This is a genomic window from Paenibacillus sp. 1-8 (assembly GCF_056316205.1).
The window spans coordinates 4,159,589-4,172,238 of sequence record NZ_CM149995.1 but is presented as its reverse complement, the minus strand read 5'-3'; the positions used below and the strand labels follow the sequence as shown (position 1 = coordinate 4,172,238).

13 protein-coding genes, 2 pseudogenes and 1 riboswitch are annotated in these 12,650 nt (G+C 44.9%); of the genes and pseudogenes, 8 read left to right on the top strand and 7 right to left on the bottom strand.

Features of this window, described 5'->3' with window-relative positions:
* The first annotated feature begins 182 nt into the window (after window positions 1-182).
* From AC0WRU_RS19100 to AC0WRU_RS19085, 4 genes are all read left to right on the top strand, one after another.
* Entirely contained in the window at window positions 183-779 is a 597-nt protein-coding gene (locus AC0WRU_RS19100; RefSeq protein WP_476125942.1) for a hypothetical protein, read from the top strand.
* Window positions 776-946: a hypothetical protein gene (locus tag AC0WRU_RS19095; RefSeq protein ID WP_200893399.1), complete on the top strand. Its 171-nt coding sequence runs from the start codon at window positions 776-778 to the stop codon at window positions 944-946. Before AC0WRU_RS19100 ends, AC0WRU_RS19095 begins: the two co-directional genes overlap by 4 nt.
* A gap of 264 nt (window positions 947-1,210) precedes the next feature.
* Window positions 1,211-1,378 (top strand): aspartyl-phosphate phosphatase Spo0E family protein, encoded by a 168-nt coding sequence (locus AC0WRU_RS19090; protein WP_081750676.1) that lies wholly within the window; start codon window positions 1,211-1,213, stop codon window positions 1,376-1,378.
* Window positions 1,379-1,441: 63 nt separating this feature from the next.
* On the top strand, window positions 1,442-1,636 hold the full coding sequence (locus tag AC0WRU_RS19085) for an XRE family transcriptional regulator (protein ID WP_476128680.1): 195 nt from the start codon (window positions 1,442-1,444) through the stop codon (window positions 1,634-1,636).
* 144 nt (window positions 1,637-1,780) lie between these two features.
* Here the strand turns inward: AC0WRU_RS19085 and AC0WRU_RS19080 are convergent.
* The 6 genes and pseudogenes from AC0WRU_RS19080 to AC0WRU_RS19055 all read right to left on the bottom strand — a co-directional run.
* Window positions 1,781-2,115 (bottom strand): annotated as a pseudogene (locus AC0WRU_RS19080) (IS3-like element IS655 family transposase); the annotation flags it as partial.
* A 129-nt stretch (window positions 2,116-2,244) separates the two neighbouring features.
* Window positions 2,245-2,925, bottom strand: a complete 681-nt coding sequence (locus AC0WRU_RS19075; protein ID WP_476125941.1) for an ABC transporter permease — start codon at window positions 2,923-2,925, stop codon at window positions 2,245-2,247.
* A 117-nt stretch (window positions 2,926-3,042) separates the two neighbouring features.
* On the bottom strand, window positions 3,043-3,483 hold the full coding sequence (locus AC0WRU_RS19070; protein ID WP_476125940.1) for a hypothetical protein: 441 nt from the start codon (window positions 3,481-3,483) through the stop codon (window positions 3,043-3,045).
* A 346-nt stretch (window positions 3,484-3,829) separates the two neighbouring features.
* Window positions 3,830-3,937, bottom strand: a pseudogene (gene thiE, locus AC0WRU_RS19065) (thiamine phosphate synthase); the annotation flags it as partial.
* A gap of 188 nt (window positions 3,938-4,125) precedes the next feature.
* A riboswitch (TPP riboswitch) is annotated at window positions 4,126-4,229 on the bottom strand.
* Window positions 4,230-4,337: 108 nt separating this feature from the next.
* Window positions 4,338-5,291 (bottom strand): AEC family transporter, encoded by a 954-nt coding sequence (locus tag AC0WRU_RS19060; protein WP_476125939.1) that lies wholly within the window; start codon window positions 5,289-5,291, stop codon window positions 4,338-4,340.
* A 72-nt stretch (window positions 5,292-5,363) separates the two neighbouring features.
* Window positions 5,364-7,085 carry an NAD-dependent malic enzyme gene (locus tag AC0WRU_RS19055; RefSeq protein WP_476125938.1) on the bottom strand — a complete coding sequence of 574 codons (1,722 nt, stop codon included), beginning with the start codon at window positions 7,083-7,085 and terminating at the stop codon, window positions 5,364-5,366.
* A gap of 409 nt (window positions 7,086-7,494) precedes the next feature.
* On the opposite strand from AC0WRU_RS19055, the gene AC0WRU_RS19050 reads away from it, so the two are divergent.
* The 4 genes from AC0WRU_RS19050 to AC0WRU_RS19035 are packed head-to-tail and all read left to right on the top strand — an operon-like array spanning window position 7,495 to window position 11,967.
* Window positions 7,495-8,616, top strand: a complete 1,122-nt coding sequence (locus tag AC0WRU_RS19050; protein ID WP_025686264.1) for a glycosyltransferase family 2 protein — start codon at window positions 7,495-7,497, stop codon at window positions 8,614-8,616.
* Between the two features lie 4 nt (window positions 8,617-8,620).
* A complete protein-coding gene (locus AC0WRU_RS19045) occupies window positions 8,621-9,886 on the top strand; it encodes an MATE family efflux transporter (RefSeq protein WP_476125937.1) in 1,266 nt (421 codons plus the stop codon).
* Window positions 9,870-11,096 (top strand): glycosyltransferase family 4 protein, encoded by a 1,227-nt coding sequence (locus AC0WRU_RS19040; protein ID WP_476125936.1) that lies wholly within the window; start codon window positions 9,870-9,872, stop codon window positions 11,094-11,096. Before AC0WRU_RS19045 ends, AC0WRU_RS19040 begins: the two co-directional genes overlap by 17 nt.
* Window positions 11,056-11,967, top strand: coding sequence for a glycosyltransferase family A protein (locus AC0WRU_RS19035; RefSeq protein WP_476125935.1), 912 nt, complete (start codon window positions 11,056-11,058; stop codon window positions 11,965-11,967). Before AC0WRU_RS19040 ends, AC0WRU_RS19035 begins: the two co-directional genes overlap by 41 nt.
* Here the strand turns inward: AC0WRU_RS19035 and AC0WRU_RS19030 are convergent.
* A complete protein-coding gene (locus AC0WRU_RS19030; protein ID WP_476125934.1) occupies window positions 11,935-12,639 on the bottom strand; it encodes a response regulator in 705 nt (234 codons plus the stop codon). The genes AC0WRU_RS19035 and AC0WRU_RS19030 overlap by 33 nt on opposite strands.
* Window positions 12,640-12,650 lie beyond the last annotated feature (11 nt).

The following is a 12,650-nucleotide window of genomic DNA, read 5'->3' as shown; positions in this document are numbered from 1 at the left end:
TATTCAAATTAAAGCTTGATTGTGAATTTAAATTTTTCAAAATAATAATTTCTTTCTCTGCCGCTCTATAACTGGTAGACTTTTTTAATTGATTTAATGTTCGACAAAACTCCCCTTACTTCTCACTATACAAAGTGTAATATTTATAACTCGTCCCTTTATTGGCATCAGTATTACTCTGCGTGACTGTTTTACCTTCGGTGAGTAATGCTGAACAATTCACAAAGCCAGAGGAAAACCTAGTTCAAACAGAAGTTATTCAGACTGATCGTGGAGAGGCGACTGTAACAACCAACTTTAATGATGACAATCATAGAATAACGACTGTTGTTGAGAATGGAAAAACAACTAAAATTGAGTATTTCACAAAAGATCAAACTTTGCTGATTGACGGTGTAAAACAGGAGAACTTTAATGTTAAAGAGAGCCGTTCTGATTTTTCGTTAAATGCTGTTCCTTCAGGTGGAACCTTTGTAGGCAAGTTTGATTACTCCTATGATTGGGTGAATGTAGGAATAGATTATGCAGCAGCGGCAATAGCAACGGTTACTAAAGCTCCTGTATCAACCATTCTCACAATTTTAGGCGTTGGGGCAAGCTTGAATACTCAATCTTATTATACGATTTATCAATATTCTTATCCTAGAAAGTGTGAAGCTATTCCTTACGCTAATTATACGGTGTTCTATCAAGATGCTTCACGAAACAAAGTAACTGGTACGGCTGACTCTGCAAAGTTCTTTAGTTCGCAACCATACCCTATCGGATGTACTCCATGAACAAATTTTTAAAACGTTATACTGGTATTTTGCTAGGCTATGCAATAGGTCTGGGAATATTTTATGCACTGGGGTATAAGTTTCAAGCTATGATGTTTTATATTATTTTGACTGGAACTGTAACTGGAGAGATAATCAATTTTGCATTGTCGAAACGAGAGAAATGAATCGGTCTATCCCTTGATTGCATTAAAAATCAAGGGATTTTTTCTCATTATTTATGAAAAGAGATCAAATTGCAAAAGGGTTGTTATCCAAACCAAAGGAACCTCTGTCCCTACTTTAGTAGTGGAGACGGGGTTCTTTTGCGTAAAATTCGGGGCTTCCCAGTTTATGCGAACTTTTTGAAAAGTACTTTTTTTGGTAAGAGTATCATTCAAAAACCTAAAAAACGTCTTTTTGTTCTAAAATATTACATATAGGAGGGGATCATGCTGATGAATCAAGGTGTGACTTTACTTCGTGTCGAGAGAGCTAGGAGGAAGCTGTATCAAGTCCAGAAAAAGTACGGATTTTTAACACATCCCAAAGTAATTGAACAATCCAAGAAGCTGGATGATCTGTTAAATCATTACCAAAAGGGCAGATCAGATCATTAAGCTAATGTGTATTACATTTGCATCATACTATGATTTCAAAAACCAGGTTTGGAGGTAATGATGTTGAATCGACGAAATGCTGTAACCCCTTTTGGGTGGAAGATTAAACAAAAACTGGTCGAGAAAAGAATTGATCAAAAAACATTCTGTACTACATATCAAATTCCGGCTTCCAGATTGTCTAATCTCATTCACGGGACACGTAAGGCTACGAGATATAGAAAACAAGTATCCGAATTGCTTGGAATTGAAGAATAATATATTTTATTTATTTTTGAAACGGCTTTGTCTGAATATAAGTATTAATAAAATCAACGATTTGCTGCAAGGATTCTATTGGGCCGACACCTCAAGCAGCAATCGAAGTGTTATAAAGGTACAACCGTTTTCATCACCCTAAAAGTAGCTTCTGCCACGGTCTGTATGAAACCACTGAATCTGACGCAGATCGCCTTTCACCGTCGCAAAAGCGCGGGAAATCAATGTTGCATTCTTATGAGGACCAGCACTATGATCAATGATTGCTCGATTGAACAGGTCGACCAGCACGCAGATGTAGTGCCATCGGTTCTGACTTTCACATAGGTTAAGGCACTGACCACGAAGCGTTTGACCTCCGTTTGAGCAAACTTACGATTCGATGTATTCGCTGTAGTTTCTTCATTACAAGCCGTTTTGTGAGACTTATATTGTGCCACCGTGTACGTAGAAACCAGCCCTTGCTCTTTCATGATCCGCTCCTTAGTATGATAGGTTTATTCTACAAGCCCTCATTTTAATGTAGTCGATCCACATCGTGAAACTACGTGATTCAAAAGGAAATGTTCTCAACATGTATAACTATGACATTTGGGGGGATGGCTTCTTCACAGAAGAAAGTCCATAATCCATTTACCTCTATCAACTAAATGCAAAATATTAACACTTTCCTTATCGTATACAGAAACTTGCCCAAATATTTTTTCGTTGCCAATAAAATTCAAACCATTTTGTATGGTTGAACTGCTAACAATATATTCAACACTGGAAGTGATATTATCAGCATTCAAGTTCAGTAAAATTGTCCGATCTATTCTAGTAGGTATATTGTAACCAATAATCCCTATGACCTCGTAATCCATATGATTATATTCGACATATTTTTTTTCATTTATGGTTTTATTTATAGGAACATCATTACCAATAACTGCAACATGCGAATTAGATATGAAATCAGATTCAGAAAAAAACCTTCCACTTGTTAAGTTAGGTGGAACATAGTCCCCCTTATATATAACACCCCGAATATCTTCTCCTTGCCCGAAAAACCTTCCGAATAATACAGTATCATTTGGTAGTGCCTCATATAAAGAAGAAAAGTCAAGTTCAGTTTTTGATGTTTTGAAAAACAAGGCATTATCATCATAAAAGTTATTGCTTAGTTTTTTTACGAGATTTACATTTTCATTATAAAACAATGTAAATAAGCAAGCGAAACAGAACAGGGTAATAGCGACAAATAAAAACACATCTAAAACTTTGACACGAGTTATACGAATATTGTTCATAATGTATCCTCCAAGGCGGGTAACAAGGTGAATTGTTTAGTGAATTGTTTGGTAAATTTTTTTATTAATGAAATTACTAAAAACAGAAATTCATATCACAAATAATTCGTTAAAAAATTAGATACCGTAGTATGTTTTGGCTACACCGGAATTTAATGAGTTATAGTTTTCCCAACTAGAACGAGCATAGGATCTTCCTTGTTTGGTGCTCCATACCCGTCCAGAATCTCCATAAACTGATCCACCCTGAGCCCATGTATGTTCAAAACGTGCTCTCGTATAACTGTCTAGCTTTACATTCCCTTGCTGGGCCTGAGTGTTGCCCCAAACCTGTCTGTTTCCTTTATCCCAATCAATTCCCGAATTGTGATCGTATGTTATAGAAGCGTTGTTTAACGCAGTAACTGAATAAACAGTTACATTATTAGGGATAGTCAATTCTTCCTTAGTTGAGATTACCAAGTTTGGATCAACTGCTTGGTTAGGTTCTACCGTACTGTCAGCAGCATACGCGGGAACACTCCCCAATAAAAGACACGAACTCAATGCAAGGCCCATAATTTTTTCTTCGTGACTAAATAAACTCCCTTTCTTCAGAATTCACCTTGATACCCGCGAAAATATTATACTCCTAGTCCATTTTTTTTGTAAATAAAAGGATCGAACTGGATAAGTATGAATTAATTTGGATTTGAGACGAGGGAATGTATACTACCTCAAAGAAAAATCTTTTGTCTGCACCCAAGTCATGGATAAGTGATATGCTCTATAAACAGAAGCAGCCTATCTGTTCAGGAAGACTGCTTCTGTTTATTACGACGAATGATGCCTCAGCCAGTAGTTAAATACCTCTATCAGCAAATTTCCGTTCACACACGTATCGCGCTGTTCCCGTGCTTGTTCCCACTTCCTCTACACGGTCTATAGTAATGCCCCCGATCCCGACGATCGGCACATGAATTCCCGCTTTAGGCAGCTCATGCAATATCGCCGGACCCTGCACGGCATGGGCAGCCTGCTCCAGTTACCTTTGTAAGCAGCGCGTCTCCGCCACTAATAAGCTCATTTTCCCACCTCCACCAAAATCAAGAGCAGGAAGTCCCGTAAGAATACAGTTCCGGAACAACGCCAAAAAGCCGCCCCGAAAACTGGAGCGGCTTCATCATAGGTCCAATGCGCAAAAAAACACCAGGGACCTTATATACGAAGGCTCCACTTTCCTACGCTAGTACGAACTAGATCAGGTTCAAAGGGTCCAAGATACGTTCTTGTCTCAGCCATCATCGGCTCCCCTAGTGGACTTCCTATTCTTTTGACTATTACTGTACATTCGTTCATCTGTTATGTTAAACCGTCATCTCCAACTACACGAAAGAATTCGCGACAGGGTCCAATGTCTAATAGGAAACAATTTACATCAATAGCGAAATGAGCACAGGCAGTGTAGCAAGAGAAATGACGGCACTGATGACAAAGGAGGAAGCTGTTTCCGATTCCAGACTTTCAAAACGCGTAGCAATCATGGCAGCGACGGCTGAGCCAGGGAAGGAAACGAGCAATACTGCCTTCACCGTATCGGCAGACGAAAGGCCGCACAGGTAGGCAATCAGCAGCATCAATAAAGGCTGTACAATCGTTTTTAACAGCGCGATAGCAATGGCGGTTATGCTGAAACTGATATTGCGCACGCCAATGGTCACACCGACTGCGAATAAAGCGGCCCCGGAGGTAATGTCACCGATTTGATTCAACGATTTGCTCAGCAAATCCGGTGAATGGAAGCCGAACAAGGTCAAAATCACGCCAATCAGCGGCACGAGCGCCAGCGGTTCCCTTAAACCGTGAAAAATGGAGTCCCAGACTAGACTTCCGAGGTGACCGTTCTGTTCCTTGCCTGAATTCCGGCTGGCTACGGTAGCTATAATGGTAGCCGCCGGGTCAAGGACGGCATTGACTACGATGCCGGTAAGTGCAATGGGGATCGCCACGGCTGAGGAGCCGTAGATGGCGCCGAGCACGGGAATGCCCATAAAAGCAAAGGTCGGCTGTGCCGAGTTCAAAGCAAACATGGAGGCATCCTTCAGCGACTGCTTCCCCGCAAAGCGGGACAATAGAAGGAGAACAGCATAAAAGCCGACAATGCCAATGAACAGAGCCAGCAAGAATGACCATTGCTCGATAAGGGATTTCCTGCTGGTGGTCGTAATGCCGATAAATAAATGCGCGGGCAGCGCAAATTTGGTGACGAGCGCATTTAGGGCTTTCGAGGAAGAGGCGTCAAAGCTTTTGTAATGCCCCGCTAACCACCCTAAAATAATAACGAAAAAAATCGGCACCAAAATATAAAGGATATGTCCGACACTCATAGTTCGATCCTCCTTGCTTGAACTGGCGTATCCTGCCTGTCTGAATAGGCATTCTCTTCCCCCAATGAAGCATTAGTGAGGGTGATGTATGACACTTTCCACGGCCTTGACCTTCACATATTCCGGTTTCCACATTGCATCCCGAATGGCTTGCTCAACATCTGAAATATGTGCCTGGGCTACCTGATCCTGAATCGCGGCTTTCGCCACCGCCACCGCAACAGCGTATGAAACATCCCGTAATTTTCGGATAGGGGGGAGCAGCGCACCGCCAGGCTTATTCGAATCTACGCCATTGGCAACGGCATCTGCTGCGGCTGTAAACATGGCAGGGGTGATTCTTTTGGCCTTGACCACAATTGCGCCCAGACCAAGTCCCGGGAAAACAAAGGCATTGTTTGCCTGTCCAATCTCAAATTTCGTACCGTTATAGGTGACTGGCTCAAAGGGACTTCCGGTAGCAATCAAGGCTCTGCCATCGGTCCATCGTATCAAATCCTCGGGTACCGCTTCGGCAAGGTCTGTAGGATTGGACATGGGCATGATGATCGGGCGTTCTACATGTTTCGCCATTTCCTTGATAATCTCCTCAGAGAAAGCACCCGCTACGCCGGAAGTTCCGATCAATATCGTAGGCTTCACCTGGCGGATAACCTCAAGCAGCGGTATTTTTCCGTCATCAGACCGCGTCCATGAGCTGACTTCCTCTTTTTTACGTACATACGGCTTCCGATATTCCAGTACATTTTCCATATCGTCCGTTAACAGCCCGCTGTAATGAAAGGCCCAAAAGGGCTTGAATGAATCCTCCTCCGAAAGGCCGTCCGCGATCATAGCTCCCCGAATTTGGTCCGCGTTACCGATTCCTGCTGCCCCCGGGCCGAACACAAGTACTTTTTGCTCACGCAGCGGAATCTTGGTGACACCTACCGCCGAAAGAATCGCAGCCAGCGTTACCGCTCCTGTGCCTTGAATGTCATCGTTAAAGGTGAGAATGCTTTGACCGTATTTGCCTATAATATGGCGTGCATTCACGCTGCCCACATCTTCCCAATGCAAAAGCGCCTTCGGGAATTGCGTTAACGTTTTGCTGATAAAAGTATCAATAAACTGGTTATAGGCTTCTCCGCGAACCCGCTTATGGCGGTTTCCGATGTACAGCGGATCATTCAGCAGCTTTTCATTATTGGTGCCCACATCCAGTACAATCGGCAGCACCCGTCCGGGATGAATGCCTGCCGCAGCTGTATACACAGCAAGCTTGCCAATAGCAATGTTAATCCCCCCGACACCCCAGTCACCGATGCCCAGAATACTTTCGGAATCCGTTACGACGATCAGATCCACATCCTCACCACTCAAACCGGAATTATAGAACGCTTGTCCAATGCCGTTCGGGTTATCTATCGACAAATATACGCCCCCAGGGCGGTTGTACTCGTGACTATATTCTTGAATCGCGGTTCCTACCGTAGGTGTGTAGACCACAGGCAGCATTTCACTCAAATGGTCGGTAAGCAGACGATAGTAGAGTACGATATTTCGATTGTGAAGGTCGTTAAGGGAAGCATTTTTACGCAGCATGGTGGGCTGTGCCAGAAATTGCTGATACGCTCGTACGCTCTGTTTTTCCAGTGAAAGGACAGTTGGAGGAAGGATTCCTTCCAATCCCAGTTCTTTGCGTTCTTCTTCCGTAAAAGCGACACCTTTGTTCAAAAGGGGGTTCGCTAACACATCCTTGCCCCGTAATGGGGTGGATAATGAGCCGTCCCGGTTGACATAAAATGCTTCCATACTCACACCCTACTTTCTTTTCGTATTGATGATTATTCATTCGGGTTATTCATGACGAAAGATGACATGTTACCCATAGTATGGACGTGTAAATCTGTTTTATTCGTCTATTTTTCTATGACAAAATAACCATAAATTTTTCTGTGATTGATCATAAGGAACTAATTCTGAATATGGATAAATAAGATGATTTTTGTCGATTTTGGTCTAATGAATTAGTTCTAAATACTCTGTTTTTGCAAAATATGAAAATTGGTTTTTATTTCCTTATATCCTTATGTATCACGGCATGTCATCTATTTTATTAAGAAAATATGAAGTTTTTGTACATTAATTTAACCCCTCTAAGCAAACATTTTTAAATCTTTTTCAACAAAATAGAACTATTCGGAGAAAAGGAGAGGTTTGTGTGCAGGGACCTATAGCCATTTTTAGCGATAATGACAGGGCTATTGATTATCCCAACGTGATTTATTTTTACGAGTATATACAGTGCGAGGATCAGGAGGTCACTTCAGCCTATGAGGACGCATGCTGCTGCCTGATTGATTACAGGGAGCCTGGACAGGCTGTACGGGTAGCGAATCAGATCCGTAGTCGCTTTCCGCAGATGCCGCTGTTACTGGTGACGGATGTATCGCATCCGTTCAGTGATCATCATATGGTGCAGATTACCGGAATAGGTCGTTTGCGCCTGCTTTTTTGGCAAGCCAATGACAACGAAGAGATGCTTTCCGAAATTCAAAGCTTGCTCTATCCCGAGTATTCGGCCAAAGGCCAACATATTGCTTTCATCTTGTCTGTATATAACGAGGAGCAGCGTTTTGTTCATGTCAAGAAGTTTGCTGAACGGCTGCAAGCTTTTATCCGCAGTCATATTGTGGAGGGCTCTATTTATCTCATTGATGATGGCAGTCATGATGGCACGAATGCCTTGATCAAAGCGTTGGAGGCGGCGACAGACCTGTCCGTGAACCGGATTAATCAGAATCTGAGTCCGCTGCTTCAAACCAGGGAACTGGGACGCAATACCCGCAAAGCAGGAACGTATCTGGAAGGGATGCGCACCATCGGCGCGGATTACTACGTATTTGTGGACGCGGACGACTCCTTTTTTATTGAGGATATTGCCAGAATGATTAATGTCGTTCGGCAGGGCTACTATGATGTGGTGATTGGAACCAAGGATATGACAGCCGAAAATCGCTCTTTATTACGATCTATCGTGAGCTTTGGCAAACGTGTCATTTCCCGGCCTTTTTTACCGACAGGCGTGGTGGATTCCCAGACAGGGCTTAAAGTGATGAGCTCGGTCGCTGTGAAGCGGATGTTCCCGCATTTGAAGGAACAGCTCGGACTGGCGCTGGATCTGGAAATGATGTTTATTGCCAAGCGACTCCAGCTTCGTGTGCTGCAATTACCCGTCAAGTGTATTGACCGGGACGGCTCGCACATTCATGTCTGGAAGGATTCGATTCGTTTTTTGCGCTCCATTATTGATATTTGGCGGCTAGATCGGCGGGTGAGATAAGAACGTGACAAACCGCTTGCGAACGTTGATGTTTCCTTTATTTAATGTGCTGCTGAACGGATTTAATTTTTTCTTCCATATTGCAGCGAGCTGGTATCTTACCGGACAAGCTTATGGTCAGGCGAATGCGCTGCTGGCCCTCTTTGCACTGTTGTCCGTTTTGGGCCTGTCCATTCAGCTATTAACAGCCAAGCTGGTCTCCAAGGGAGACAAGAAGGTTCCGCTGCGTAGCCTGCCACTCGGTTCCCTATTGCTAAAAGCACCTCTGTTGCTAACCGTGCTTGCCATGGCGATATTACTGGCGCTTCATCCGCTGCTGCGTTCGTTATTAGGTGTGGATTCCGGCCCGCTATTTATGCTGTATGCCTTGGTGGGGCTGCATATTCTCGTCAGCTCGTGCCGTGGAGATTTACAGGGCAGAGAACGCATGCTGGCGCTGAATGTGAACTATTACTTGGAGGTTTTAGGAAAGCTGGGACTGTTCTTTATACTGGCTGCATCAGGGCTCAAGCTGGAGGCTTTACTGCTGGCAAGCTGTGGGGGGATGCTGCTGTCGCTGCTTCACGGCTGGGCTGTTTCGGTGCGGGGCTTATCCTCACGCGGACGGACTGGAGAACGTATATCTTCCGGGCTATGGAAATCACTAGGTCAGGATTTTACGGATAGTCTCATTACGAATTTATTTATTTTGTTCTGTATCTCCATTGACATGCTCTATGTGCAGCATTATTTTCCCGAACAGGCCAGCGGTTATGCGATTGCGTTGAAATACAGCCAGTTGGTCTATTACGTGTCGTACAGCTTGATAGCTGCCTTTATTCCAAAGCTCGGTGCGCAGGGGCATGACCGCCAAGCCTTGCGCAAGCTAGTTGCCGTCTATGCCGGATTAATGGCTGTTGCAGCGATCTGTGTATATGTGGGCACTACCTTTGTGTTCCCACCTTCTATTCCCGTACTATTCGGGGCTTCATACCAGTCGGCAGAAGCTTATATTCCGTTGGGAGGATGGGTGTACTGGCTGTTTTCCATCGTGCTGTTCTTTGTTCATGTGCATGTATTGGTGGGCAGACGCAAATTTATGTTCGGGCTACTGGCTGGAGCTGCGATTTTATTGGCAGCCTTTCATGTGGCGCATCAAAACCCGTCTGATTTTCTGCTATCAGAGTTGATTGTTTACGGCGCCATGTCGCTCTATTTTGTGGTAGATGCCTATGTATATTTGTTCAAAATAAAAATAAGGGGGGATTCACCCCATGAATACAATACCTGAACAGAATGGTAAAACCGTAATTCTGTTGCTCTCCTGGCGTGACATTCGTTCACCTAAAAGCGGGGGAGCCGAAATTTTCACCCACGAAATGCTCAAACGCTCGCAGCAAGACCGTTTTCAGTTTATTCATTTTTCGCCCAGGTTCGAGGGAATGCCCGAGGAAGAAATCATAGACGGAATTACGTATATCCGAAAAGGCAATATTTACAGCGTCATTTATTATGCCATGCGCTATTACCGTCAACATCGCAAGCATATTGATTATGTGATTAATCAGGCGAACACGCACCAGTTTTTCACCCGTTTCTGGGTGGAGGCGCCCAAGCGAATTTTCTTTATACATCAGCTAACAAGGGAAATATGGTTTGAAAATGCCGGATTCCCGCTTAATCATATCGGATATCGCTTGGAGCCCTTGATGCTCAAGCTTGCTCGTAAGGATCGGACAATTACCGTATCCCCGTCTACCCGTTATGATCTGCTCAAGCTGGGCTTTCACCCGGATCGTGTTCATCTGTTGCCTGAAGGCATCGAGTTTGAACACTGGCCCCGGGAGCAATTTTTAACCAAGGAGTCCAATCCTACCTTTATGTACGCCGGGCGCTTTGTGAAATATAAAGGCATTGATCTGGTGGTTGAAGCTTTTGGACGACTCAAGAAAAAATTCCCGCACGCTATGTTATGGATCGCTGGAAAAACCGATAAAACCTATGTAGCAGAACAATTATTGCCGATTATGAAACGGTATGGATTGACGTACGGAGAGCCGGATGAACAGGGACAATCCCAAGCGGATATTACCTTTTACGGATTTGTTTCACCAGAGCATAAGTTGGAGCTGATGAGCCGCGCCCACGCGCTCGTTTTCCCTTCCCTGCGTGAAGGCTGGGGCTTGACGATTACCGAAGCAGCGGCTGTGGGGACTCCCAGCATCGTCAGTAATTCACCCGGACTGGTGGACGCGACGGATTTTGGGAAAAGCGGATACCTGTGCTTCCACGGTGACATCCGGGGATTATCTGAACAAATGGAAAGAGCAGCAAACGGAGGCGAAGACTATATGGCCATGCGTGAGCGGGCGTATCAGTATGCGCTGGGATTTCATTTTAATCATACGGCGGCTGCATTTGAGCAGTTAATGGGAGATTGGGTAAAGGAGGCGGAACAGAGTGGACAAAGTGGTCATTCTCTTCTCCACGTACAACAATGAACGGACAATAGAGCCATGTTTGCAAAGCTGTATGGGGCAAAATTACAAGGATTTGCACATCGTGATTGCCGATGACGGCTCAGAGGACCAGACCGTGGAGACGATTCGTACGCTAGCGGCAGGGAGTCCAGTACCCGTAACGGTGTTGGAGCTTCCCCATGGAGAGCGGGGAATCGCAAGAGTCAGGGCGGTCGAGGAAGCTGGACGTTTGGGTGCCGAATACATACTTGTATTGGATTCCGATATGATTTTAGCCGAGCATTTGATTCAGCAGAGCATCGACTTTTTTGACGATCATCAGGATATCGGCGCATTGGTCGTTCCTGAGGAGGCCTATTCGGAAGCGGCCAACTTTTTTTCCAAAGTGAAAGTCTTCGAGCGAAATGTAATTAACAACGCGGGTGAAACCTTGGGAAAACGCTCCATTGAAGCGGCACGCTTCTGGCGAATGAGCGCTTATGAATCGACAGGCGGATTTAACGCGGAGCAGATTGCTTTTGAAGAAATACAGCCGACCCTGCGCTATATAGAGTCTGGCGGAGTCATCCGGCGGGCGGTATTTACACGTGTATATCATGATGAAAAACAGGTCTATTTGCGTGATGTATTACGTAAAAAAGCTTACTACTTCTCGGTAATGGATCGTACGATGTCATCCGAAGAGGGGGGATTGCGGAAGGCGCTGGAACGGTGGTACTTTTTCCGTCCGGTGCTGTATACATGGAAAAATCTGAAAAGCTATATCCGTCACCCGTTGCTAACGGCGGGGATGTTATGGATGTATGCATGCCTGACTGTGATTGGGGCAGCCGCCGTGTTGAAGGGCGGCGCCCGTCACTCAGGCGATCTCGCTAAGGCGGATAAGGCGTAAGGATAAATGGCCCACTGTCAGCGTATCCAGCGTGTACAGGTCGGGATCGGAAGATTCCGACTCATCATACGGTATATACAATGAATGCTCGGTTAACTGAATACCCTGCTGGTCAGGATGACGAAGTGAGCTGCCTACAGGATACAGCTCAGCGAGCGCAGCATGTACAGCAGTTACGATATCCTGCTCATTTAGTAAAACATAGGGTCGGTACGGGGCATTCAGAATGCTGTCTATAAATGCCGACAGAGGGGGAGCAACGCTCTGGTCTGTATGCAGGCGGTTTCGATTCAGCTTGGCTTCATCAAGCGCCTCGTACAGTATCCTTTTCAGCGTGTCATCATCCAGATCCAGCGGTTTCGTCAAAAAGTGGAATACGCCCACTTGATTAATCGCGGATAAAATGGTCTGCGTATGCAGGTGACCTGACAAAATGATCCGCACGATATGGGGATAATCCTCCTTGATCATGCGAAGGAAGGTAATCCCGTCCAGACCAGGCATAAGCAGATCGGAAACCACGACATCAATCGGGTGCTGTTCCAGCACCTGCAAGGCTTCTTTGGTGGTATGAGCGGTATGTAAGGTGAACCTTTCCTCCGACAATGTCCGTTCAAGCAGGGACAAAACCATAGGGCTGTCGTCAACAAATAGAATGTTTTGGGGTGTCATAAGAACTGCGC